At 39.9% G+C, this 26,026-nt stretch carries 24 protein-coding genes; 11 read left to right on the forward strand and 13 right to left on the reverse strand.

All coding sequences use genetic code 11. The features are described from left to right. Window positions 1-56 precede the first annotated feature (56 nt). From PR800_RS00500 to ybjG, 3 genes are all read right to left on the reverse strand, one after another. Window positions 57-1,424: an L-serine ammonia-lyase gene (locus PR800_RS00500; protein ID WP_102138424.1), complete on the reverse strand. Its 1,368-nt coding sequence runs from the start codon at window positions 1,422-1,424 to the stop codon at window positions 57-59. A gap of 74 nt (window positions 1,425-1,498) precedes the next feature. Continuing rightward, on the reverse strand, window positions 1,499-2,815 hold the full coding sequence (locus PR800_RS00505) for a serine/threonine transporter (RefSeq protein WP_102138425.1): 1,317 nt from the start codon (window positions 2,813-2,815) through the stop codon (window positions 1,499-1,501). 854 nt (window positions 2,816-3,669) lie between these two features. Then, a complete protein-coding gene (gene ybjG, locus PR800_RS00510) occupies window positions 3,670-4,278 on the reverse strand; it encodes an undecaprenyl-diphosphate phosphatase (RefSeq protein ID WP_102138426.1) in 609 nt (202 codons plus the stop codon). Between the two features lie 196 nt (window positions 4,279-4,474). Here ybjG and PR800_RS00515 point away from each other — a divergent pair, with 196 nt between their 5' ends. Beyond that, window positions 4,475-4,903, forward strand: coding sequence for a secondary thiamine-phosphate synthase enzyme YjbQ (locus PR800_RS00515; protein ID WP_102138427.1), 429 nt, complete (start codon window positions 4,475-4,477; stop codon window positions 4,901-4,903). Window positions 4,904-5,150: 247 nt separating this feature from the next. Here the strand turns inward: PR800_RS00515 and PR800_RS00520 are convergent, their stop codons facing one another. Further along, a complete protein-coding gene (locus PR800_RS00520; protein ID WP_004256424.1) occupies window positions 5,151-5,414 on the reverse strand; it encodes a GrxA family glutaredoxin in 264 nt (87 codons plus the stop codon). A gap of 160 nt (window positions 5,415-5,574) precedes the next feature. Here PR800_RS00520 and PR800_RS00525 point away from each other — a divergent pair, with 160 nt between their 5' ends. The 3 genes from PR800_RS00525 (at window position 5,575) to rlmC (ending at window position 7,709) form a co-directional block, all read left to right on the forward strand. Next, a complete protein-coding gene (locus tag PR800_RS00525; RefSeq protein WP_272529937.1) occupies window positions 5,575-5,898 on the forward strand; it encodes a YbjC family protein in 324 nt (107 codons plus the stop codon). A gap of 152 nt (window positions 5,899-6,050) precedes the next feature. Further along, a complete protein-coding gene (locus PR800_RS00530) occupies window positions 6,051-6,566 on the forward strand; it encodes a YbjN domain-containing protein (RefSeq protein ID WP_102138430.1) in 516 nt (171 codons plus the stop codon). 9 nt (window positions 6,567-6,575) lie between these two features. Continuing rightward, on the forward strand, window positions 6,576-7,709 hold the full coding sequence (gene rlmC / locus PR800_RS00535) for a 23S rRNA (uracil(747)-C(5))-methyltransferase RlmC (protein ID WP_272529938.1): 1,134 nt from the start codon (window positions 6,576-6,578) through the stop codon (window positions 7,707-7,709). A gap of 71 nt (window positions 7,710-7,780) precedes the next feature. On the opposite strand, the gene artM is transcribed toward rlmC, so the two are convergent. From artM to PR800_RS00565, 6 genes are all read right to left on the reverse strand, one after another. Beyond that, the gene (gene artM / locus PR800_RS00540; RefSeq protein WP_210843622.1) at window positions 7,781-8,449 is read right to left on the reverse strand and encodes an arginine ABC transporter permease ArtM; all 669 of its coding nucleotides are present in this window, start codon (window positions 8,447-8,449) and stop codon (window positions 7,781-7,783) included. Continuing rightward, a complete protein-coding gene (artQ, locus tag PR800_RS00545) occupies window positions 8,446-9,186 on the reverse strand; it encodes an arginine ABC transporter permease ArtQ (protein ID WP_102138434.1) in 741 nt (246 codons plus the stop codon). The genes artM and artQ overlap by 4 nt, the downstream gene beginning before the upstream one ends. Before the next feature lie 12 nt (window positions 9,187-9,198). Then, window positions 9,199-9,942 (reverse strand): arginine ABC transporter substrate-binding protein, encoded by a 744-nt coding sequence (artJ, locus tag PR800_RS00550; protein ID WP_102138435.1) that lies wholly within the window; start codon window positions 9,940-9,942, stop codon window positions 9,199-9,201. A gap of 18 nt (window positions 9,943-9,960) precedes the next feature. After that, on the reverse strand, window positions 9,961-10,689 hold the full coding sequence (gene artP, locus PR800_RS00555) for an arginine ABC transporter ATP-binding protein ArtP (RefSeq protein WP_102138436.1): 729 nt from the start codon (window positions 10,687-10,689) through the stop codon (window positions 9,961-9,963). Between the two features lie 98 nt (window positions 10,690-10,787). Continuing rightward, window positions 10,788-12,269 carry a DUF2867 domain-containing protein gene (locus PR800_RS00560; protein ID WP_102138437.1) on the reverse strand — a complete coding sequence of 494 codons (1,482 nt, stop codon included), beginning with the start codon at window positions 12,267-12,269 and terminating at the stop codon, window positions 10,788-10,790. A 51-nt stretch (window positions 12,270-12,320) separates the two neighbouring features. Next, window positions 12,321-13,220: a lysine exporter LysO family protein gene (locus tag PR800_RS00565; protein ID WP_102138438.1), complete on the reverse strand. Its 900-nt coding sequence runs from the start codon at window positions 13,218-13,220 to the stop codon at window positions 12,321-12,323. A gap of 405 nt (window positions 13,221-13,625) precedes the next feature. Between PR800_RS00565 and PR800_RS00570 the strand changes: the two genes are divergently transcribed. The 3 genes from PR800_RS00570 (at window position 13,626) to macB (ending at window position 18,546) form a co-directional block, all read left to right on the forward strand. Continuing rightward, window positions 13,626-15,290, forward strand: a complete 1,665-nt coding sequence (locus tag PR800_RS00570; protein WP_166266494.1) for an ATP-dependent nuclease — start codon at window positions 13,626-13,628, stop codon at window positions 15,288-15,290. A 203-nt stretch (window positions 15,291-15,493) separates the two neighbouring features. Further along, window positions 15,494-16,600: a macrolide transporter subunit MacA gene (macA, locus tag PR800_RS00575; RefSeq protein WP_272529940.1), complete on the forward strand. Its 1,107-nt coding sequence runs from the start codon at window positions 15,494-15,496 to the stop codon at window positions 16,598-16,600. A gap of 2 nt (window positions 16,601-16,602) precedes the next feature. Continuing rightward, window positions 16,603-18,546, forward strand: coding sequence for a macrolide ABC transporter ATP-binding protein/permease MacB (gene macB, locus PR800_RS00580; protein ID WP_272529941.1), 1,944 nt, complete (start codon window positions 16,603-16,605; stop codon window positions 18,544-18,546). A gap of 63 nt (window positions 18,547-18,609) precedes the next feature. Here the strand turns inward: macB and PR800_RS00585 are convergent, their stop codons facing one another. From PR800_RS00585 to PR800_RS00595, 3 genes are all read right to left on the reverse strand, one after another. Then, window positions 18,610-19,674: a mannonate dehydratase gene (locus PR800_RS00585; protein ID WP_195698390.1), complete on the reverse strand. Its 1,065-nt coding sequence runs from the start codon at window positions 19,672-19,674 to the stop codon at window positions 18,610-18,612. 29 nt (window positions 19,675-19,703) lie between these two features. Beyond that, a complete protein-coding gene (locus PR800_RS00590) occupies window positions 19,704-20,966 on the reverse strand; it encodes an MFS transporter (RefSeq protein ID WP_166266502.1) in 1,263 nt (420 codons plus the stop codon). 67 nt (window positions 20,967-21,033) lie between these two features. Next, on the reverse strand, window positions 21,034-21,717 hold the full coding sequence (locus PR800_RS00595) for an RraA family protein (protein ID WP_239979190.1): 684 nt from the start codon (window positions 21,715-21,717) through the stop codon (window positions 21,034-21,036). A gap of 199 nt (window positions 21,718-21,916) precedes the next feature. Between PR800_RS00595 and PR800_RS00600 the strand changes: the two genes are divergently transcribed. The 4 genes from PR800_RS00600 to PR800_RS00615 all read left to right on the forward strand — a co-directional run bounded on the left by PR800_RS00600 (window position 21,917) and on the right by PR800_RS00615 (window position 25,992). After that, window positions 21,917-22,612 (forward strand): FadR/GntR family transcriptional regulator, encoded by a 696-nt coding sequence (locus tag PR800_RS00600; protein WP_166266506.1) that lies wholly within the window; start codon window positions 21,917-21,919, stop codon window positions 22,610-22,612. A gap of 434 nt (window positions 22,613-23,046) precedes the next feature. Further along, a complete protein-coding gene (locus tag PR800_RS00605) occupies window positions 23,047-24,393 on the forward strand; it encodes a purine-cytosine permease family protein (protein WP_102138442.1) in 1,347 nt (448 codons plus the stop codon). Between the two features lie 10 nt (window positions 24,394-24,403). After that, complete coding sequence (locus PR800_RS00610; protein ID WP_102138443.1) at window positions 24,404-25,237, forward strand: nitrilase-related carbon-nitrogen hydrolase; 834 nt, start codon at window positions 24,404-24,406, stop codon at window positions 25,235-25,237. Further along, window positions 25,234-25,992, forward strand: coding sequence for an IclR family transcriptional regulator (locus PR800_RS00615; protein ID WP_272529942.1), 759 nt, complete (start codon window positions 25,234-25,236; stop codon window positions 25,990-25,992). The genes PR800_RS00610 and PR800_RS00615 overlap by 4 nt, the downstream gene beginning before the upstream one ends. The last annotated feature ends 34 nt before the right edge of the window (window positions 25,993-26,026 follow it).

Consider the following 26,026-nt stretch of genomic DNA (forward strand, 5'->3'; position numbering starts at 1 on the left):
TGAACAAAAAATGCCTGCATTAGCAGGCATTTTTATCGAGGTGATTAAGACACAAACTATTCGCAGTGAGCCAGTTTAATCGCTAAGCCGCCTTGGGAGGTTTCACGATACTTAGCGTTGATGTCTTTACCCGTTTCATACATGGTTTCAATGACTTTATCGAGGCAAACTCGTGGGTCACTGACGCGACGCAGTGCCATACGGGCTGCATTGACGGCTTTAACGGAAGCAATGGCATTACGTTCAATACAAGGTACTTGTACTTGTCCACCAACAGGGTCACAGGTTAAGCCTAAGTTATGCTCCATGGCAATCTCTGCCGCAATACAGACTTGCTCAGGGCTACCGCCCATTAGCTCGGCTAATCCCGCAGCGGCCATCGAACAAGCAACACCCACTTCCCCTTGGCAACCAACTTCTGCACCAGAAATTGACGCATTCATTTTATATAACGCACCAATGACACCGGAAACTAAAAAATAACGGGTATAGGAATTTTCATTCACCGGGCGAATGAATTTATCATAGTAAGCTAAAACGGCAGGTATAATGCCACAAGCACCGTTAGTTGGCGCTGTTACAACACGACCACCCGCTGCATTTTCTTCGTTAACAGCAAGGGCATACATGTTGATCCAGTCTATTACCGCCATTGGGTCCATATTAGTGCTATCTGTTGTGACCAATTGGCGACGTAGAGCCGCTGCACGACGAGGAACACGCAATGGGCCAGGTAATAAGCCTTCAGTTGTGACACCGCGCTCAATACCCGCTTTCATGACATCCCATATGGATGAGAGATATTGCTGAATTTCTTCTTTACTACGCAGTGCTAATTCATTCTGCATCACGAGCGCGGAAAGCGATAAACCGGTTTCTTTACAGTGTTTTTGCAGGTCAGCCGCATATTTAAATGGATAAGGGACTTGAACGGCATTTTCGTCTGACTGGCCAAAATGTTCTTCATCGACAATAAAACCGCCGCCGATAGAATAGTAATTTTTGCTGTAAATAACATCATCACCACTGAATGCTGTAATACTCATTCCATTTTCATGGAGCGGTAGGTTGGTAGTATGAAAATTCATGCCACCTTCAGTAGGGAAATCAACTTCATGTTGCCCATGAGCAAGGGAGAGCCTTTCAGTTTGCTCAACATTACGCATAAAAGCAGGAATAGCGTCAATATCAATGGTATCCGGTAAGTTACCCGCAAGGCCCATAATAATTGCCATATCCGTTGCATGGCCTTTACCTGTTAAAGAGAGCGAACCATAAACATCAACTGCAATTCGTGTTGTGCGAGTGAGTATTTCTTGCTGGATAAGGTCGTCAACAAATTGTTTGCCCGCTTTCATTGGGCCGACGGTATGGGAACTTGAAGGGCCGATGCCAATTTTGAAGATATCAAATACACTAATCATATTCAGTGCTTCCTTTTGTAGAAAGTCATTGAAATTAGGTAGCTTCCATTTAGGACGCTACCTAGTGGCTTCAATTAGAAGAATAACTTATATGTTGCCGCAGAGATAGCGACCAGACCCATAATTACAATAAATATATTACTGATTTTACCTGAGTATTTACGCATCGCAGGTACTTTGCTAATTGCATACATTGGCATTAAGAACAGTAAAATTGCGATTACTGGGCCACCGAGGCTCTCGATGATATCTAGCACACCTGGGTTTAATGTTGCTACTATCCATGTTGTGACTAACATGAAGATAGCAGTACCACGGTTTAACTTGCGAACATCAATTGTTTTACCTTTTGCACGGTAAGCACGCTCAACCAAGCCATTGAAACCTTCACGTGCGCCTAAGTAGTGACCTAGGAAAGATTTAATAATTGCGATAAAGGCAATGATTGCAGCTGCATATTTGATGAATGGCTGGTCAAAATAGCCAGACAGGTAGTCAAGAATACTGATATTTTGTGCTTTAGCTTGTGCAAGATCTGCTGAAGATAAGGTAAAGACACAGCTGATCACGAAGAACATAACGGTCAGCACCATCAGAATGTGTGCAGAAGCAAGAATTCGTGAACATTTTTGTTCAGCTGCATCACCGTATTCTTCACGTTTTGCAACGGAGAAAGCAGAAATAATCGGCGAGTGGTTAAATGCGAATACCATCACTGGGATTGTCAGCCAAATAGTGACCCAGATGCTTTGTCCGCCGGTATTTTTTGTTGCTTCAGTGATACCTTCCCAAGTTAATGTATTCAGTACATCACCAGACCAATGTGGGATCATATACAGTGAGAATGCAACCAGCACGGCGATAAATGGAAACACTAACATACTCATGACTTTTACGATGTATTTCTCACCGAATGCCACAATCGCCATCACTCCGCCTACAAGGATCAAGGCAAGTAGCCAGCGTGGTGGTGCGCCAACGCCTAATAATTCGGTTAAGAATTTATTGACGTTATTGGTAATGGAAACACCATAAACAAGAAGAATAGGATAAATAGCAAAGAAGTAGAGTAGGGTAATCCAGTTACCTGCTGTGCGACCAAAATGCTCCTCTACGACCTCAGTAATATCACCGTCCGGTTTTGAACCAGACAGAACGAAGCGTGTTAACCCACGGTGAGCAAAAAATGTCATTGGGAAGGCTAATACCAGCATCAGTAAAACAGGTAATAAACCACTCATACCTGCGTTGATGGGCAAAAACAGTACCCCAGCACCGATAGCTGTACCATATAAACCCAGCATCCATACTGTGTCAGTTTTGCGCCAAGCATTGCTAGTTACTGTTTGCGAGGCTGTTTTGTCGATGGAACCAACTTTTGTTGCATCCATAATAGTCTCCGAAAATATAAGTCAAAAAAAAAATCATTTAGCGTAACGGCAAATGCATTACGAACTTTTAATCTTTTGGTACGAACAATTACTCAATAACAATTGTTTTCTTTTGCGTAACAATCTGATTGGAAATAAAACTAATATTAGGTCTAAATTTATTTTCAATCAGTTTTGCATTTTTATCATAAATTTTTAAAAGTGGATTTTGAGGGTGTGAATTTATAGTTTACCAGAATAAAATGCCGTGATCATTATCTCAAAAGAGAAATATCTCCTTAGATTGCGATAGATAATCATATTTTATAAAAATGTTAATAAAATTTGCGTTAGGCTTGCTTTTATTAGAGGCTAAATGCTAATTAAATAAGTTTAGATTTTCTTAATTTTTGACAGAATTAAATTCTGCTGAAAAAATATTATTATATTAATGATTAAAATTGAGCTGATTAAAATATCATCCATATCAATATAAATATTGAACTGTACTGTAATGGAAGTACGATTCAGTCGATTTTATTTCTCAGTAATATGTTGATAATTATGGTTATTGTTTTGGTTTTTAGAATGGTTCTTTGCGTGATTAATTAGTTTGGGAGTTGGAAGAGATAGTGCTATATATTAATTAATTTGAATTTTTTTCATGCTTATATTTGCCACTTTTTTCGCAACGAAAAAAATAATTAAAATAGGTAACAAAATATTTGTTAACTGATTGTTTTAATAATTTTATTGATAACTTCAAAAAGATTTTAATGCTGAATATAAAAATAAACAGAAACTTTGATCTAGCTCAGTTTTTATCATGGGAAATGAACTGGCATTAATTAATGCCAGTATTTGGATATAGGTTGTTATGGCTGAAACCAACCTTTACGAATAAGAGGGGCACAAATGAAACTATATAGCTGAGTAATAGGTGATTGAATTTTATTCGCACCAATAGACCAGAGAATTTGAGCTAAACCGCATGCGACAATCGCAAGTATAAAGGCGCCTGCCATATCTAAAGGCCAGTGAACACCGAGGTAAATACGCGACCAAGCAATGACAATAGCGGGGATCATCATGACAAGCCCTACCCAGGTCCTTAGCCAGAAAAGAAACGCGAAAGCGAATGTAAAGACAATCGTGCCATGGTTGCTCGGGAATGAAGGCGTGGCTTTATGTTCAGAGAAATTGGTGCCAATTCCCATGACAAATGGGCGGTCATGCGGCGCGAAATAGCCTACTAACCACGAAATTGCTAAACCAATGACAATAGCAATGGCCGCTTTGCAGGCAAAGGCACGTTGGCGAGTCATATTTGGCTGGGCGCCCCAAAACCAACAAGCAACAGTAAATAGTGGAAATAACAGAATTAAGCGTTTTGCAATCACGTTAGCTACAGCAATGGTTCCACTTGCAGTTTCTGGAGTAGCATTGATCAAATTGAATAGATCAAGGTTAAGTTGTTCCAGCACAGTTCAGTACCTCGGACAGATAGTTAGTAAGACAGAATAGGTATTAAAGGGAGATTAAAGTTTCTTAATGAGCAGGTAAAGTCCCTTTGTCTTATTATTGAAAGCTTTGTGCGACAAATTTACTTGCGGTTTAACTATTACTCAATAATTATTTAGTGCAGTAACAGACTTAGATAAGTAAAAGGGAGAAGAAGTGATGTGGTGGCAAAAAGAGATACAACTTAGCGCAAAAGTAAGAGGGTTTCATTTAGTGACAGAAGAAATTCTCAAGCAGCTTCCTGAACTTAGCTTAATTAAGGTTGGTTTAGCCAATATTTTTATTCAACATACATCGGCATCTTTAACGATCAATGAAAATGCGGATTACACTGTCAGAGAAGACTTCGAGAGTTTTTTTAATCAGGCCGTTCCTGAAAATGAGCCTTATTATAAGCATGATTATGAAGGAAGTGATGATATGCCTGCGCACCTAAAAAGCAGTTTATTGGGTGCAAGTTTAACGATTCCGATTACGAAAGGGCGTTTAAATTTGGGAACGTGGCAGGGGATTTATTTATGTGAACATAGAAATCATGGTGGAAAGCGTAGGTTAATCATTACATTGCAAGGCGAACCCAGCCGTTAGAAACAAAAAACCCGATAGCATGAAAACAAACAGTTGGCTATCGGGCTCCTCAATATGGGGACATCAAAGAAAAGCAGTGGCACTAATTAAGACCCCGTCTAAAAAAGAAAGTTCTCACTTAGATGAAAAAAAGTGCAATATTTTTATTAAATTTGGCTTAAATAGCACAAAAAGAACAAGCAAAGTGTTAACACCTATAAATAAGTGAACAACTTTGCTTGTTGGGATGAAAAACGGATGTGACTAATTACTTGTATAGATTCAAGTTTTCTTTAGCGTAAGCTTCGAAATCTGTGCACCCACCGATGTGTTGCTCATCAATGAATATTTGTGGAACGGTTTCAACAGGTTTACCGACAGTTTTAGATAAATCTTCTTTAGAAATACCTTCAGCTTGAATATCAACATAGCGGTAGTCAAAATCTTCACGCTCATTTTTCAGTTTTTCAGCGAGTTCTTTTGCACGAACACAGTATGGGCAGCCAGGACGACCAAAAATAACAGTATACATAGTATCTCCTTTTTATCTTGAGCTCAGATTCTAATTGCAATGCTCAATACTATGCCTATATAACTTATGAAATAAAAGTCGAATTTTCCTGTTATACCTATAGGTATGGCATATAATTCACAGTTTGAGAAAGAGACACAATAATGAGAGGAGAAAAAGAATGAGTCATAAACCTCAATCTAAAGGGACAATGCGTTCATTGGCTGATATGCCAAAGCCCATTATCGTGTTAGAAGGTGTGGGGATCATTCTGCTTATTATTGTTTTGTTAGCACTAAATGACTACATCACACTGCCAGAGCCTTTAATGCAGTCAGGGGTGATCGTGAGCATGATTATGGTCGGTATTGGTTGTTTGGTGCCTGCAATGATCAACATTGTCTGGCGAGCAATTCATGGTCTGAGTTTTTTGGGTATTGATCATAAACAGCCAGAAAAGAGCGCATCTAAAAAGTCAGACTCTGTAGATAATAAACCTGAATAAACCTGATGAATAAGTAGATTAAGCGCAGTTTTACTGGTGTTTCGCTCTACAATATGTGAGAATTATTCGTTTTTTTCGTTAGGGGGAAATGTGCCAAAACCCTAACAAATCGATATTGCACGACTATTTTGAGTTGAAGAAGGTTATTGCCCATGGATTCTATTTGTTACCCTGACATCACTAAGCTACGTGAATGGCTAGACCAACTCAAAACCTCTTATTTCGAGTGTGATTCCTGCTCTGCATTACATTTACCCCATATGCAAAATATCGACGGTATTTTTGATGCGAAGCTCGATATTTTAAATAATGTTTTGGTGTTATCTGCATTAGCTGAGCTTAAACCGACAGCGATTGTGACGTTAGTGGCGAATATCAGCCAAATCAATGCCAGCTCATTAACAGCGAAAGTTTTCCTTGAAATAAACAATGAAAACTTGCCTAAATTGATTGTTAGCCAATCATTTTCATTAGAAGCAGGGATGACGTATCGTCAATTCGGCCATTTTTTACAGCAAGCAGAAGACCAAATTTCAGCCATTGTATTTGAAATCTTTAGCAATAATTTGCTGTATGCGAGTCAGGATGATTTCAGCGAAGATGATGACAATGTTGATGAAGACTCTGAGCATTCCCTTGACGACAAACCTTCGATAATTATCCACTAAGTCTCTGTTATGCACTGTGAAAAATATGCCGCAGGGCAGTGCCATTCATGCCAATGGTTGACATTAACGCCTGAACAGCAAGTTATTGAAAAACAGAGCCAACTACAGGCTCTTTTGCCAGCTATTGATATCTCTCTATTTCAGCCTCCAGCCACAGGGCCACTGATGGCTTTTCGCAATAAGGCCAAAATGGTGGTTAGTGGTAGTGTTGAAAAACCTGTTTTAGGTATTATCGGCCATGATGGACAGGGCGTTGACCTGACTGACTGTCCTTTATACCCAGCTGAGTTTTCTGACGTATTCGCATCTTTAATTCCTTTTATCGCTAGGGCTGGCCTGACGCCTTATAACATTGAGCGCAAACGCGGTGAATTAAAATACCTATTATTAACCCAAAGTCATCACTCTGGAAAATTCATGCTACGGTTTGTTTTGCGCTCAGAGAAAAAAATTGAGCAATTAAGAAATGCGCTCCCGTGGCTACAAGCACAGTTGCCACAGCTTGAGGTGATTACTGCCAATATTCAGCCAGTGCATATGGCAATACTTGAAGGTGAGGATGAGATTTTCTTAACGGAGCAGCGCACACTTCGTGAAGAGTTTAATCAAGTCCCTTTATTTATTCGGCCACAAGGTTTTTTCCAAACGAATCCTATAGTGGCTGCAAAATTATACCAAACCGCGAGGGAATGGGTTAAAGCGTTAGATATCGATAGCTTGTGGGATCTGTTTTGTGGCGTGGGCGGCTTTGGGCTGCATTGTGCTGAAAAAGACACTCACTTAACAGGGATAGAAATCAGTGCGCCAGCGATTGCGAGCGCACAGCAATCAGCGAATGAACTTGGATTAAAGCATGTTGAGTTTAAAGCCCTCGATTCAACGCGTTTTGCTACAGCGAATCAAGATATCCCGCAGCTTATTTTAGTCAATCCACCACGTCGAGGGATTGGTAAAGAATTATGCGATTACCTTACTCATATGCAGCCTGAATATATCCTGTATTCTAGCTGTAACGCGCAAACCATGGCGCAAGATTTACAGTTGTTAACGGGGTATCACGTATGTAAGGTGCAGTTGTTTGATTTGTTCCCTCATACGTCTCATTATGAGGTATTGACCTTATTACAACGGGTAACTAATTAGTCAATTGTATAAAAAAGCTTGGTATTAATACCAAGCTTTCTATTTTTTAAGCCATCTAAGTTGAGATAAAGTTAGCCTCTGTGCTCAAATTCCAACGCTTTGCGTTCAATTAAACGCATTAGCACTGTTAAAATTGCATTGACCACTAAATAAATAATCCCCGCAGCAACAAATGCCATGACATCCCATGTTTGACCAAAGATAAGCTGGCTGTATCCCATGACATCTAGCATGGTAATGGTACTGGCCAGTGAGGTACTTTTGAAAATTAATACCACTTCGTTGGAATAGGACGATAACGAGCGTTTGAAGGCATAAGGCAAAATAATTCGCATGGTTTGCATTTTACTCATCCCAAGGGCTTGGCAAGACTGCCATTGACCTGATGGAATGGCTTTAACTGCGCCGTGGAATAATAAAGTGGAATAAGCTGCACTATTTAAAGCTAAGGCTACCATTGCACAGACCCAGGGTGTGGAAATAACCTCCCACAGCATAGGATAATCTTGCAAAGATTTAAATTGGCTTGGGCCGTTATAAATTAAGAAAAATTGTACCAATAACGGCGTACCAGTAAACAGTGTAATGTAGACCTTCACTGCTTGAGAGATCACTGGCGTTTTTAGCGACAAAATTAAGGTGAATAATATGGCTAACAGAAAAGCCACAATGAGTGCGCTAAACGTCAGAGACAAACTGGTTGGAAGTCCCGGTAATATTTTTAATATTAAATCTATCATTTCGATTCACCTCGCTCAAAGCGGGTGGTACGTAGCTCAATACGCTTTAGGACTAGCTGGCTGACTAACGTAATTGCAAGGTAAATCAAACCGACAATGGCATACCAAGTAAACGGTTCCTGAGTACGGTTAACGATGGTTTTAGTTTGTAACATCAAATCATTGACGCTGATGAGTGAAACTAATGCGGTGTCTTTCAATAATACCAGCCATTGGTTACCTAGTCCTGGAAGGGCATGGCGCCACATCTGTGGCATGATAAACCGAAAGAAGATCGTGCGCTTTGTTAAACCTAATGCAAAACCTGCTTCCCACTGACCATAAGGGACGGCTTTCAATGCGCCCCTAAGCGTTTGAGATGCATAGGATGCATATAATAAGGCTAGCGCAATAACGCCACAAACAAATGGGGTATAGTCAAATTCGCCGCTATTAGCAAAGAAAATACTTGGGTCGATTTGGATGGTGGTTTGCCAAAAACCGAGGTTCAGTTCAAAACCATCACCGAGTAGATTGATGAATTGCAATGTACCGAAGTAGACAAATAAAACCACTAACAATTCAGGTAAACCGCGGATCAAAGTGACCCAGCAGGTCCCTAAAAAGGCAATTGGTTTAAAGCGGACAGACTCCCATGCAGTAAACAGCATGGCCAGAACCAAACCCAAAATCAGCGCAGAAACAGCAAGGCCGACGGTGATACCGGCGGCACTTGTTAAAAATAGAAAGTTGCTCATTAATTATATCGATTACTGTTGAAACCATTTTTTGTGGATAGCATCATAAGTGCCGTCTGCTTTAACTTCTGCTAAGGCTTTATTCATTTTATCCAGCAGCTCTTTATTTCCCTTACGAACGGCAATACCTAAACCAATACCGAAGTATTGTGGATCAGTGACTTTCTCGCCAACTGCACCTAAGTTTTCATTACCTTTCCCTTTTAACCACTCGTCAGCGACTGCGGTATCACCGAAAACGGCATCGATACGGCCATTTTGTAAGTCTAAAATAGCAGATTGGTAGTTATCATAAGGAACGGTTGTCATCCCTTTATGTTGTTCCATGATGTATTTTTGGTGAGTGGTTCCGTTTTGTACGCCAATTTTTTTATCTTTTAATTGGTCTATTGAGCTGATTTTTTCTTTAACGGCAATAAATTCCGCTGAGTTAGGGTAGTAAGTCTCAGTGAAATCTACTTGCTGTTGGCGCTCAGGGGTAATATCGATACCTGCCATTAATGCTTCAAAGCGACGGAATTTTAAGCTAGGAATTAAGCTGTCAAAAGATTGGTGAGTAAATGTACAGGTTGCATTCATTTTTTCACACATTGCATTGGCTAAATCAACGTCAAAGCCAACGATTTGGTTATTCTTATCGAACATTTCAAAAGGTGCGTAAGTCGCTTCTGTTGCAAAACGAATAGTTTCTTTTTCCGCAGCAGTTGCAGATAGGGTTACAGCGCCCAGCAGTGCAGCTAATATAATTTTTTTCATTGCTTAATCCTATATCTATTAGTGTGACAGATAATTTGCAAATGCTTCTGTTTGAGGTGCAGTGAAATGGCTTGCATCCCCTTGTTCTACTATATGGCCGTTTTCCATATACACGACACGGCTAGCGGTTTTTCGCGCAATTTCCACTTCGTGAGTAACGATGACTTGTGTAATCCCAGTTGCAGATAGTTCACGTATGATATCAACAACTTGAGCGGTGATTTCTGGGTCAAGTGCAGCGGTTGGTTCATCAAATAATAAAACTTTTGGTTCCATCATTAGCGCTCTTGCAATCGCAACACGCTGTTGCTGCCCACCTGATAAGTGTAATGGGTAGCGGTTAGCAAATTGCGACAACCGTAAGCGTTCTAATAGTTTAGAGGCTTTTGCTTGCGCTTCTTGTTTTGACAATTTTAACACGCGACAAGGTGCTTCAATTAAGTTGTCCATGACACTCAAATGAGGCCATAGATTATATTGTTGAAATACCATCCCCACATTTTGACGCAGCTCACGGATCGCTTTCGCATCTGGAGCGGAAGAAAAGTCAAATTGCTGACCCACAATGTTTAAGTGGCCTGAACGTGGCATTTCTAATAAATTGAGGACACGTAACAACGAGCTTTTACCTGCTCCGCTTGGCCCGAGTAATACCATAGTCTCACCAGCAGAACACTCTAGATTGATATCAAAGAGTGCCTGATGGGAACCATAGAAACAGTTGATGTTTTTTAATTGAATGCTCATGTGTACCAATAATATCTTTTTTCACTACCTGCGATATTAATCCTATGAGCATATTTATGCAATAATTTCTGCATAAAAATTTGGTTTTTACGCTAAAATTAGTCTGATTTAACGGTCAGTTGCTCTGCTTGCTGTTCTTTAGCGAGTTGTTTATCTCGTTCAAAAGCCAGTTCACTGATGCGTTTTGCCATGCCTTTAAAAATAAATAAATGGGCAGGCATCATGGCAAACCAATAGAGTAGGCCGCAAAAGCCAGCTGGATGCCACCATGCCCGAACATCGATTGAACGGCGGTTCCCGCTATCATGAATAGTAAAAGTTAAGCGGCCAAGCCCTGGGGCTTTCATACCAAATAACAAGCTAAGTTGTTTATTTGGTTCAAGATTAATCACGCGCCAGCCATCAATTTCATCACCGAGTTGGAGCTCTTCACGGTCGGGGCGGCCGTACTTCACTTTATTCAGCATCATGTCATCCATGATGGCACGGGTTTTCCACAGACCATTGGCATAGAAATAGCCGTTTTTTCCACCGATTTGTTGCACCGTATACCAGAGCGATTCTGAACTGGCTGTTGTTCCAAGGGTTGCTCCCGCTTGTTTTGGGTAATAGCCATAACCGGGGCGCCAGCGTTTTCTGACTTCTGGGTCATACCCCCAATCTGCGTTATCAACGGCATCGGCTTCTTCTGCTAAAGTCGTTCTAACGGCATCATCAAAAGAGACTAAGGTTTGTGGGATCAGCTCTCGTAACGCTTTATCATCTGCCGGAAGGTCGTGCTGCAAGCCTTGGATTAGCTCCTTAGCAATTGATGGGGGGACGGAGGTGATCAAGCTGATGAAATGCACCGAGATCATACTAATCGGGATCGGGATAGGAATAAGTAAACGACGTTTACCACTGACCTTAATAAAGCGCTTAAATAGCTCTTGATAGCTAATAAACTCAGGGCCACCCGCATCGAAAATTCGGTTCTCGGTTGTTGGTATTTTCGCCAATTGCGTTAAATAATATAAAATATTCGACAGGGCGATGGGGGATGATTTAGAACGAACCCAACGTGGCGGGGTTAAAATGGCTAAGTTGTAGACCATATCGCGCATAATTTCGAATGCGGCAGAACCAGAGCCAACGATAATAGATGAACGAATTTCGGTAACTGGGATTTGGCTTTCACGTAAAATATCGCCAGTTAAACGTCGTGCAATTAGATGTGGTGAATAGGTATGCCCATGTTGTAATGCACTAAGATAAATAACATGTTTAACGCTTGAACCTTCAAGGACTTGTTGCACGTTACGAGCGGCGGTGCGTTCACGCTCGACCAAATTGGCTTGGTCGGCCATGCTATGAACGAGGAAATAAACAATATCAATGTCTTGCATGACATCTTTTAATGTTTCAGGGTCATGGAGATCCACATAAATGCATTGGGTATCTTGCCAGCCTTGGGATAACATCCAATCAACACGGCGTGCGCCTGCTGTTACGTCATATCCTTGCTCAATAAGTTTAGGGATCAGATTTTGACCAATATAACCACTAGCGCCCAACACTAAAACACGTTGTTTATCTGTCATGTTAATTTCCTGTTTCACGCAAATTAACGGCTATTGTGACTGAAATTTTACCTATGTAAAGAAGGCCATGAGAATTGGCGTAATAAGACTAAGTACGAAGCCATGAACAATGGCCGCAGGGACAATTGAAACCCCACCGCTGCGTTGTAAAACAGGCAGTGTAAAATCCATTGACGTTGAACCACAAATGCCAAGAGCGGTTGAACGGTAACGATTAATAATAATTGGAATGAGCATGATTGCAGCAAGTTCCCTTGCTAAGTCATTGAAAAAAGCGGCGCTCCCCATGACTGGGCCATAAGCATCGGTGATGACAATTCCTGTTAATGAGTACCAGCCAAAGCCTGAGGCGACTGCTAACCCCATTTTAACTGGGAGACCGAGTAATAACGCGGCTAACGCACCGCCCGCGAGCGCACTGACCCCCATGACAAATGCAATGGTTGTTCCACGTCGATTGATTAAGATCTGTTTAATACTCATTCCACTATTGCGTAATTGAATGCCAACAAGTAGCAACAGCAGCATTAATGCAACCTGACTGCCTTTATCGGCATAGTGTAAGAAATTAAAACCCGTTAACCCGACGACAAAACCCAACAGTAACACCCCACAAAGTTGCAGAGACTCTAAAACCATTTTGATCCTAGATGGCGGCTTTTCTTGTTTGTGTTGTGGGATTTTCCAAGGGTCCAATTTATCAAGTAATAACAAAGAGATAACATTTAATGAAAATATACAGCCAAAAAAGGTAATGGCATAAATTAAAATAGAAATTAAGTGAATACTTAAGTTTTCAAGCAGTGCGAGAGTTATTCCCATTAGAAATAAAATAACATATACCATCGAGTTAAGTGATTGGTGTACTCGATGGAGAATTTGTTTATTTCTAATAGTAATAAGGTAACCAAGTGTTAATGGTAGCAGTATAATCAAAAGTCCTGAATACATGGCCGGATCCTTAAAGGTTAACCCATAGACTAGGTAACTATAAACAAAGAGTTATGCTTATCTTTTTTATTTAGGTTATCGAAGCATAAACCTGATATAGCGCCGAGTAAGAAAAGAATTTTTTGTGATAAAATTTTTTTATTGGCGTCTCAATGAAAAATAGGTCAAAAACACTAAAAATGAAAGTTTTCCTATTTTATAACACTGCCATTGGATGCTCAATATAGTTCTCTATTTTGTTATGAATAATTTTTATTTAGCATATATTGTGATAGTAATGAATGTGGTTAATCGGTAAGCTTTGGTTATTATTCTTTTATATTTTCACTTGGCATAATCATTCAGTACGTAATGGTAACTGATGAAATTGAAGGGGGAATATAAATACTTCAAGGAGAGAGTAATATGTACCTGGAACGTGTGGAAATATACGGATTTAGAGGGATTAACCGGCTTTCTTTAGAACTAAATAATAGTACGGTTTTAGTCGGTGAGAATTCCTGGGGGAAATCGAGTTTACTTGACGCACTTGATCTTCTTCTTTCCCCTGAACATACAAATTACCAATTCAGTCTTCATGATTTTCACCACCCAGCAGGGAATGATGAATCGCGTTACCGCTCATTACAGATCGTTCTAAAATTTGGTGAGCGTCGAAAAGGGCGTCATCAATCATATCGTTTTCATAATCTTAGCTCTGTTTGGGTCGATAACGGAGATGGGCTTAAACATATTTTCTATCGTGTTAGTGCAGAGCTTAAAGATGATGGCACAATCGCCGTCGATAAAAACTTTTTAAACGCAGGCGGCAATAAGCTTTCTTTGGATAATGTAGGTAAATATATCAAAGAAATTATTCGGTTATATCCGGTTATTCGCCTACGAGATGCTCGATTCTTACACTCGCTTAACCCGGAAACGATTGTTTCAGGGCAAAAAGAGGTACGTGACTTATTTAATGCCCGTATTAAGGAACTAACCAGTGCATTGGTCAACAACCCTGAACGCTTAAGTGATGAAGACCTTGGTGATGGAATTGATGCGATGCAACAATTGCTTAGCCATTACTTTTCAGGGCAAAGTTCCCATATTATTCGTTCAGATAATTCAATTGTTAAAATAGAGCCACGTAAGCGCGGCTGGAAAGCGCTTGATAATATTAGTCGCTTAATTGCTAAACCAAACCAACGCAATATTCGATTAATTATTCTAGGAATGTTTTCTTCGTTATTACAATCAAAAGGTAATATTCACTTAGATAAGCATGCTCGGCCATTGATTATTGTTGAAGATCCAGAAACGCGTTTGCATCCGATTATGCTCTCCATCGCATGGGGCTTATTTAGTTTATTTTCTCTGCAGCGGATTACCACAACGAACTCAGGAGAGCTGCTTTCATTAGCACCTCTGGAAGACTTGTGTCGTCTGGTTCGCAATACCAATAAAGTTTCAGCTTATCGTTTGAATGAAAATGATTTAAGTGCTGAAGAGTTACGTAAAATTTCTTTCCATATTCGCTTTAATCGCCCATCAGCCTTATTTGCTCGTTGTTGGTTATTAGTTGAAGGGGAAACGGAAATTTGGTTGATGAATGAGTTCTCACGTCAGTGTAACTATTACTTTGAAAGTGAAGGAATAAAAGTTATTGCATTTGCGCAAAGTGGCTTGAAGCCTTTGCTGAAGTTTGCCAATAAGATGGGAATTGAATGGCATGTTTTAACCGATGGTGATGAGGCTGGGCGTAAATATGCGGCAACTGCGACGCATTATGCTAACAAAATTGATTCCTCAAATAGGGATAGGCTAACGATGCTGCCAGCACCAGATATGGAACATTTCCTATATCGTGAAGGGTTTAGAAGCCTTTATCATGAAATTGCTGATATTCCAGATAATGCAAAGGTTTCAACTAGGCGGGTGATTATCAAGGCAATTTCTCGTACATCGAAACCGGATTTAGCGCTAGCCACTGTTAATAGAGCCGCAGAATTAGGGCCAGATAGTATCCCGCTGCAATTGAAAATTATGTTTTCTCGTGTGGCATGGTTGGCAAGAGGTAAAGCAAACTAATAGAGATATTGATAAATTTTACTCGTTGTTGATTGAGTATTGAAGAATGGCTATCTCATGTTGAATCAATTGATAACTTAAGTGATATATAATTTGATAATTGTTTTTTAGCTGGCAATAAATTGGGGATCCACCTCCTTTAACAAGTTGTCAGCAATTTTAGAGGGCAACGCCCTCTTTTTGTTCATAGGAAGCAAGAAAACATGAAGGCAAAGCCTAAAAAAAAGTGGCCGGTTTACTTGGTAATCATTATTTTTGCCCTAGTCACCGCAGGGTTTCTTTTAAATCGTGAAAAAGAAGCGGTTTTCCAAACCGTAGATGTCATACGAGGCGATTTAGATAAACAAGTACTGGCAACGGGAAAACTCGATGCTGTACGTAAAGTCGATGTTGGGGCTCAGGTGAGTGGGCAGTTACAAACACTGTATGTTAAAGAGGGCGATTATGTTAAAAAAGGCGACTTATTAGCGGTTATTGACCCCAAAAAAGCCCAAAATGATGTTATTGAGTCAGAAGCAACAACACGTGAACTCGAAGCCAATTTATCATTAGCTCAAGCGGAGCTTCGCCTTGCTCAAGTGACTTATCAACGTCATTTAAGCCTAGCGAAACAGCAAGCAGTTTCTCAACAAGAACTTGATAAAGCTAGAACAGATGTGGAAGTAAAAAAAGCGCAAGTCGCCACTTATCAAGCTCAAATTAAGCGTAACCAAGCCACCCTTGATTCGGCAAAAACAAATCTAAAATATACGCAAATTACGGCTCCAATGGATGGCATCGTCACCTTTATTAAAACATTACAGGGGCAGACGGTTATTGCGGCTCAGGAAGCACCAACGATTTTAACGCTTGCGGATTTGGACACGATGCTAGTCAAAGCCGAAGTTTCTGAAGCCGATGTGATTTATTTACAACCGGGTCAAGATGCCTCTTTTACTGTTTTAGGGGCTCCAGATAAAAAATTTGCGGGGCAATTAAAAGATATTTTACCGACACCTGAAAAAATCAATGATGCCATTTTTTATTATGCGCGTTTTGAGGTACCCAACCCGCAACATTTATTGAAATTACAAATGACGGCTCAGGTCACTATTGAATTAGAGTCACGTAAAAATGTGCTGTTACTACCGCTATCTGCATTAGGCAATGAGATCTCACCACAAACCTATGAAGTGGATATCCTTCAAGGCAATAAAGTCGAGAAAAAACAAGTTGAAATTGGTGGCCGAAACGATGTGTATGTGGAAATTATCAAGGGCCTAAATGAAGGTGACAAAGTGGTCATTGGGCACAGCGAGACGGAATACTAACTATGTCTGCGTTAATTGATCTTCAAGGGATCACTCGCCGCTATGGGGAAGGTGAAAACCAAGTTACGGTCTTAAAAAACGTTTCACTGCAAATTAATGCAGGTGAGATGGTGGCGATTATTGGCGCTTCGGGGTCAGGGAAATCTACACTCATGAATATTATTGGGTGCTTAGATAAACCAACAGAAGGGAATTATTGTATTGATGGCCAAAGCGTCGCAACGTTAGATAACGACCAATTGGCAGAACTGCGCCGTGAACATTTTGGTTTTATTTTTCAACGTTACCATTTATTAAACCATTTAAGTGCGGAACAAAATGTTGAGGTGCCTGCGGTATATGCAGGGGCCGGTAAAAACCAACGTCGCGAGCGAGCTGCTCAACTATTGCAGCGTTTAGGGCTCGGAGAGCGGGTTGATTACCGCCCAAGCCAGTTGTCTGGTGGGCAACAACAGCGCGTGAGTATTGCCCGGGCTCTAATGAATGGTGGGCAGATAATTCTAGCGGATGAGCCAACAGGAGCACTGGATAGCCATTCGGGAGAAGAGGTCATGAATATTTTAAAAGACCTTTGTGCCCAAGGACATACCGTAATTATTGTCACGCATGACCCTGAAATAGCTCAGCAAGCGGAACGTATCGTAGAAATTAAAGATGGCGAGATCTTGAATGACTCGGGTAGCAAAGCCACGACACGAACAAATTCATTACCAAAAGCTCCGGCAAGAAAACTTACATTAAACCAAATGTATGGTCGGTTTAGCGAAGCTTTGTTAATGGCTTGGCGTGCCATGGTTGTCAATAAAATGCGCACATTACTGACGATGCTTGGGATTATCATTGGTATTGCGTCGGTGGTATCAATAATGGTGATCGGTGATGCGGCGCAAGGTATGGTCCTTAATGATATTAAATCGATCGGAACCAATACCATTTCTATCTATCCAGGGAAAGATTTCGGTAGTGACGATGCGGAAAATAGGCAGTCATTGAAAGCTTCGGACATTGACGCGATTGCTAAGCAGCCTTATGTCCACGCTGTCTCTGGGGAATTGAATAGCTCAACTCGGTTAAGAAAAGGCAATTTAGATGCATCAGCTCAACTTTTAGGTGTTGGGCGTGAGTATTTTAATGTTTATGCCTCGAAGTTTTCAGAAGGAATGGGGTTTACTCAAGATATGGCGGACAGGCGAGCCCAAGTGGTGGTGATTGATGCCAATACCAAGCGCCGGTTTTTCCCTAAACAAGAACATGTTATTGGCGAAACCTTGCTCATTGGTAATATGCCTGCAACGGTTATCGGTGTGCTTGAAGAGAAAAAATCTGCTTTTGGCTCTAATAAGTCATTATCCATTTGGTTACCAGATACCACGGTAAATAGTAAAGTGCTTAATCGGCCCTATTACGACAGTATTACTGTACGGGTTAAAGACGGTTATGACGCTAAAACTGCGGAGCAGCAACTGATCCGTTTACTGACATTACGCCACGGTAAACAAGATATTTTCACCTATAACCTCGATACCTTTATTAAAACGGCAGAGAAAACAACCCAAACAATGCAGTTATTTCTCACACTAGTGGCCGTTATTTCATTAGTGGTCGGAGGAATTGGTGTGATGAATATTATGTTAGTTTCCGTTACTGAAAGAACGCGAGAAATTGGTATTCGAATGGCAGTAGGTGCTAGAACTAGCGATGTGATGCAGCAATTTCTCATCGAAGCCGTGCTGGTATGTTTGATGGGAGGGCTAATGGGGATTGGACTATCGTATGGGATTAGCTTATTGGCTCAAATGGCGTTACCGGGTTGGACATTTTCTTTTGATCCTGTGGCGTTAGTCAGTGCCTTTGTTTGTTCAACGGCCATTGGTATTATTTTTGGTTTTTTACCTGCTCGAAATGCGGCTCGCTTGAACCCAATTGATGCGTTGGCGAGGGAATAAATTGTACATATAAAGTACTCCATGCACATTTATCAAAATAGTGCATGGAGTATTATTTATATATTATTTCAGTACTTTAAGTAATGCTTGCATATATCCCATCGCATAGGCCATACCTGCGTGCCATGGGGCACCACATGACATTTGTGGCGTATGGTCAGGGATTAATACACCGGTATAATTATTTTCTTTTAATATTGTTAATACCTTCAACATATCAATATCGCCTTCATCAATGAAGGTTTCATGATAGTGTGGCACTTTACCTTTGACGTTCCTAAAATGGACGTATGCCATCGCATCTTGACTTGCATAGTGTTGCACGGCTTCGTAAACGTTACCCTCAGACATTTCAGCGATGGTTCCAAGACAAAACTCTAGCGCATTTGATTTGCTTGGTTTTATATCTAATAATTTTTGATATAAGTGGGGTTGATTGACGAGCCTTGGCTGGCCTCTGACAAACTCTAGTGGAGGATCATCTGGATGAGCAGCTAGGCGAACGCCTGCTTCTTCAGCGACAGGGATAATATGGTTTAAGAACCAAGTTAACCTTTCCCAGAGTTGCTCTGTTGTTGTTTCAGGGCGATAACCATCACTATGGTTATTGATTTTCATATTCCATGCCATATTATCTGGCATTGGCTCTAGAATGTCTTCGTTGATGCCAGATAAACCAACAGTTTGAGCTCCTCCTCGTGCTTTATTTTCGATAACTCGTCCTGCGACTCCTGCCAAACTGAAATTATATCCAAAGACAGGAATACCTGCTTTCCCTACATTTCTAATAATGTTTTTGACGACTTCAAGCTGTTCTAATTTTTTAGGGCCGTCGAACAAAATATCATCCCAATGGCAAGGGTCAAAATTTTCAATTGCATAAAATGTTAAGCCAAACTTTTGCATCTGATCACGGATTTTTACTAACTCATCTACAGTCCAGACGTCTCCAATAGCTGTTCCCCAGCCATCATTATCACCGATTGGCTGGTCACTGCGTGAAAATCGTTCATTACTGTTAAAGTAGTCGACCATATGAACAACGATATGAGTTGCTCCACATTGTTTTGCAAAAGCATAATGTTCATCATTAAGCATATGTCGATATAAACCAAATCCTAGTTTCATAATTATTAACCTTTTAATTTGAAAGTTTCTTAGTTAGTGAGATTTAGTGGTTTTACATATAATGCGACACTGATTGCGCCAACAATACCTATTCCTCCTGCCACAAAAAATGCGATGCTATACATTCCAGACCATTCAATGATATAACCTGTAATTATTGGACCTAAAATACCGGCGATATTTGCCATTGCGTGCACAAATCCACCAACTGCACCAATATTATTTTTTGCAACGGTATCTTGTAGGATTGCCCAATAGGTTGTAGCAGATAAATATAAGAAGAATATTCCGAATGCCATGAGTGCTACAGCACTTTCAACACTAGTTACATTACCGACAAGAAAGACAAGGATTGCAGATATTCCTAGACAACTAACCAATACAATTTTTCTAGAGAATAATGGTCTATTTGTTTTCTTTAAAACAAAGTCACAAAGTATCCCACCTAAAGCCATTCCAATAGCACCTAATAGCCAAGGTATAATACTCACTATACTCATGTCTTTTATACTGAGATTTTGAACGTTAGATAAGTAACTTGGAAACCATGATAGAAAGAAAAACAAAATGTAATTTAGACTAAAGAATGCAAGCGTTGTTGCTAATATAGTCGGGCTCTTTATATAAAAAGATAATGGTTTCGAAATCGTACTTGTATTTTTTGATTCTACATTATTATCGTCAGATAAAATATATTCTAATTCCTCTTTAGATATTTTCTTATGTTGTTCTGGCTTGTCTTTAGCAATTTTTAACCATCCAAGTAGCCATATAAAACCTATTGCAGCCAGTATAAAGAATGCAACTCGCCAACCAGTTGTAATTATTAATATTCCCATTATAGGGCCTGCAATAGCGCCGCCTATCGGGTTACCTGCAGTTGCTACACCTATAGCAGTGGCAACTTCTTTTTTAGGGAACCAGTTATTAACCATTTTATTGAGTGTTGCTGCAAAGGGGCCTTCAGCTGCACCAAATAAAGTACGGATAATAAGCATAGAAATAAAACCAATTGTTACCCCGATCATGCCGCAAAAGATAGACCAAAGAGCCATACTTACGGCAAAAACTTTTTTAGGACCATATTTATCTGATGCATATCCACCAATGAAATTAAATAAAGCATACCCAATAGAAAAACTACTGAAAAGTATGCCCATTTCACTTGGTGTTAAGTTTAAATCTTTAGAAAATACAGGGGCTGCGATAGCAAATGCAGAGCGATCCATATAGTTTATCATCCCTCCAAGAGAAATGAATAAAACTAAATTCCATCTTATTTTTTTAAACATAAATCACCTTTGATATAATGATATGTTTATTATTTAATTTAATAAGACATATCTATTTTTATGTTTATCACATGACACCAAATTTATTATATGCTTCTACAGCACCCATTCCATTTGCTATTTCTTTTTGTACTTTATTCTCCATTTTTTGTTTTTCAAATGCATTCTCAATAACGTAAGACTCTACACTTTTAGGAATAATTAATACGCCTTCTTCATCAGCAACAATTAAATCACCTGGTTCAATTAAAATATTATTAATTTTGATTGGAACTCGATAGTCTAATACTTTCCCTCTTATTTTTTGATCCTGTGCATAGCTACCTAATGAAAATACAGGGAAATCAAGTTCTAGTATTTCTCTTTTATCTCTCGAATAGCCGTAAATAATAGCGCCCGCAGCGTTAAGTTTTTTAGCTCTTGTCGTCATTAATCCACCCCACAGGGCGTAGTTATGCGAGGAACCTGAAGCGATATAAACTTCACCTTCTTTTAAATTATCTAATGCTTCAAACATAATTCCGAAATCTTGATTTCCTAATGGTCCATTAGATGTAACATCAGGTGGCAACATATAGTCCGCTTCTAGTACAGGCATTGCTCGACCTACAATCTTCATATCCTCAGTCAACGGTTTGAGGATAGGAGGCAAAAACTGATGGTGTAATCCAATTTCATCTAGGATATCGCCTAAAAGAGCTACGGGTAATTCTTTCTTAATCTTATTAAACAAATCATTATCTTTATTCATCTTATATTCCTATATTCACGATCCTAATCTTCCTGTTGGGCTGTCAACCTGTCATACAGGTTAACAGTCTAGCCTTAATATTAAAAGAGGGTTAATATAGGAATTGTGATATGACTCTAGTTTTATTATTGCTTCAATCACAGGAAGATTATTTTTTTGATTTTAAATCAAATGGATATTGCTAATTTTGGGGGTTAGATTGCATCCTTTAATTGAAAAACAAACACTTTCAGAACAAGTTAGAAGCTATGTTCTATCTTTAATTTCTCAATCAAATCTAAATCCAGGTGATGAAATACCGAGTGAAAAAGAGATTATTGAACGTTTAGGGGTTAGCAGGGGCGTGGTTCGCGAGGCTTTTCAGAGTCTTTCTATATTAGGTATTTTAGATATCAGTAGCGGTAAAAAACCGAAAATACAAAGGCTTAACTCAAATCCATTAGAAACTATTTTTAATCATGCTATTGTGACTCAACAAGTTAATTACCAGCAAATTTTAGGCCTTCGACGTGCGATTGAAGTTGATTCTGCAGTATTGGCAGCTATGCATGGAAATAAAAATGATTATATCAAGTTAAGACAAATTGCAGATAAAATGCAGAAATCCCTTCTAATTTCTAATGACTGGGATTTATTCATCGAGAGCGATATTGATTTTCACTTAACATTAGCTGAAATGTCGCAAAATCCTCTGTATGCATTGATGTTAAAAGCATTAAGAGGCGCATTAGGAGGCTCTATTTCAGCCGGTTTATTGAACCAAAACAATCAAGATGAACATAAAAAAATTATTGATATTCATTTTGATATTTTAGAATCAATTGAAAAGCAAGATTTTGTGGAGACTGGGTTAAAAATGGATACTCACTTTAAATTAACCATGGACAGTTTTTAGAACAGCCACCCATAATAATTTTTCTCAGTGAGATGTTTGAGTGGCGAAGGATAAACTAAATTCCTTCGCTCTATTTTTTGTGTTAATCAGTTTTGCGAACAACGATAAATGTATATGCATGTATCGTAATAAATTTAGGTTAAATTCAGTCCCATTTTTTGGAACTGAGTTCCTCAATTAAATTCTGCTAATTAAATGCGTTATTTTTAACTCCTTAATTTTCTAATAATATTTTTTTTAATCTATATATTCCCTCGTTTCTTAAAATATTTCATAATAAAAAACTGTCTGAAAAGATAAATTCTGCTTGCGAATTGGTATCGATCATAGATATGATTTGCCCTGTAGAATAAATGAAACCCGGTTCCATATAATGGAACTTATAATAAAGCCAGTAAAAAACTAAGCAAAGACAACCACACAGCAGGTGCGATATGGCGAATAAAGCAGGTGAAGATTATTCTTTGGCTCGAGTACCCCAAAGTGCTCGTAGGCCGTTCTATGAAGTGTTAATTCTACGAATTGGTGCGCTAGCTTGTGTTTCTCAAGTGATGTTAGGTGCGGCTCTTGGTTATGGGTTAACTTTTTGGCAGGCGTTTTGGGCAACAATGCTTGGCTCTGTAATTTTACAGGTTGTCAGCTGGGGGCTTGGAGCAGCTGCATGCCGTGAAGGAATGTCGATTAGCCTACTGTCTCGGTGGGCGGGTTTTGGTAAGTTAGGCTCAGCTCTTATTGGTGGCGCGATTGCCATCTCCTTAATGGGCTGGTTTGGCGTCCAAAATGGTTTCTTTGCGGATGGTATGTATAAAGCGACTAATGTGCTAACACCAGGGACTTGGTCACTTATTACAGGTATTGCGGTGACGGTTATAACAGTATATGGGTATCGATTTTTATCTATTACTGCCAATATCTCAACGCCGCTATTTTTATTTGCGTTAGGCTGGGCGACATATAATTTATTATCAGGTCAAGATATTGGTACGCTTATCAATGACACTGAACCCGCCGGGCCATTAATGACTATGCCTGCGGCCATCACAATGGTTGCTGGTGGTTTTATTATTGCAGCAGTAACAACACCTGATATCAGCCGCTTTATGAAAGGGCCTAAAGATGTGTTTTGGATGACGCTCATCGGCACATTTTTCGGTGAGCTACTGGTCAATATGATAGCGGTACTGATGGCGCTGTCATTACGTACAAGCCAAGTATTTGATTTAATGATGGCGCTGACAGGCCTATTAGGTGCATCGATTGTTATCTTCTCAACAATAAAAATGAATGATATCAATCTGTATTCATCATCGTTAGGTTTTTCAACACTGTTAAATGCCATATTTAATAAGCATTTTGACCGCCGTTATTTAACGTGGGTGATTGGTATTTTTGGGACTATCGCTTCAATGTTAGGGATCTTAGATAACTTTATTGGTTTCTTAATTTACTTAGGAATAGCCATTCCGCCTGTCGCAGGGATCATGGTTGTTGACTATTATTTGTTGAAGCGTGACCGCAAAGAGTTAGATATCACTCGAGAACAAGGCATATTGCCACCGAGCTGTGAAGCATATAACCCAGTAACACTTGTGGTATGGGTGATCGCAGTACTGGTTGGGTGGGGGACATCAGAATTAGGTCCGCTGCACGCTGACTATGGCATTCCTGCGCTTAACTCTTTAATTACTGGTGCTGTTGCTTATTGGATCGGAATGCGCTGGCAGGCGAAAGCGAAAGGTGTTGAAACGGTACACTTTCGCAAAGTGTCTCATTTAGATTAAGGATTAAACCATGTCAGGTACAAAAGTTAAAGTTGCTCTGGCTCAGTTTGATTCAGAACTTGGCAATAAAACTAATAACTTACAACGTATGGCACAATTGTGCCAACAAGCCGCGGATTCAGGAGCAAAATTGATTTGTTTCCCTGAACTGGCGACAACGGGTTACCGTGGTGACTTATTGACTACCAAGCTGTGGGATTTAAGCGATTCCATCGGAAGTGAAACTTATACGCTATTTAGCGAACTTGCTACTCGTTTAAATATCACTATTGTTAGCGGTTTTGTTGAACGCGGTGAATATTTAGGTGATATCTATAACTCTGTCGGTGTTTGGAACCCGGGGTGTGATGGTATTAGTGGCGTTTTTCGTAAAGTTCATGCCTTTGGTATAGAGAAACAGTGGTTTGGACGAGGTGATAGTTTTCCGGTGTTTGAAACCCCCATTGGTAAAATCGGTGTCATGATTTGTTATGACATGGGGTTTCCTGAAGTCGCACGAATTTTAACATTACAAGGCGCGGAATTATTATTAGCGCCTTCAGCTTGGTGCGTTCAAGACCGAGATGTCTGGGATATTAACAGCGCCTGTCGAGCATTAGAAAATGGAACTCACTTACTTGCGGTGAACCGTTGGGGCCATGAAGAAGATCTGCATTTATTTGGTGGTAGCAAGGTTTTAGGTCCTCGCGGCCAAGTACTTTGTGAAGCGGGCTGTGAAGGTGAGGAGCTATTAATTGGTGAGGTTGATTTTTTAAACCAAGCCCATACACGCTTAAATGTGCCTTATCTAAGAGACAGAAAGCCACAAAGTTATAGTGTATTAACCCAAGGTTCAGGGTCATGAGTATTTTATCTAGCGTTGTTGATGTTTACCAACTGTTCCTGCGTTCAGGGAACGAACTGACTGTGACAACGTTAGTTAATGAGTTAGGTATGCCTAAAAGTTCAGCCTCCCGTCTTTTAAAGCAAATGGCTGAACTCGGATTGCTTGAAAAGAAAAACAATGCACCTATATATCGACCGGGTTTGTTGATTATGGAATTAGCGCATCGGGCTAGAGGGATGAATCCATTAATCGATATGATGCTTGAAGCACTTGATGAACTTGCGAAAGATAGCGGGTTTACCAGTTATGTATCAGCACTTGATGATGATATGGTTCGTGTCGTTCATGCGCGCTTTGGCAATAGCATGTTACAAGTGATCACTCAGCCGGGTACGCGGTTGCCCATACTGGGGACTTCAACGGGACGTGCGTTATTAGCAAGGTTACCGCTAAATGAGCGGTCAAGAATCATCGGCCGCGAACTAAAAGAAGAGCAAGAGCAGGCTAAATTAGTTGAGCGTTTGGACATAGTGGCTGAGCGTGGCTGGGAATTTTCGATGGATGAATCTGTTGCTGGCGTCGCGTCAATATCAAGTACAGTTTTCGACCCAGCGCAAAATACGTTATATGCCCTGTGCTTAAGTTTACCTGCAACACAAATGAATGATGAGGTTATGGCACAGTTATCCATGAGTCTTTGCCATAAAGCTGCTTATCTTGGTTGTATGGTGGGTGACCCGTATTGGTTACAAAAAAGCATAAATAAGTCATGAGTTTATTTTGTTCATAAAAGTAAACAGTAGTAAG

The organism is Providencia sp. PROV205, from assembly GCF_028479505.1.
GTDB classification, from domain to species: domain Bacteria; phylum Pseudomonadota; class Gammaproteobacteria; order Enterobacterales; family Enterobacteriaceae; genus Providencia; species Providencia huaxiensis.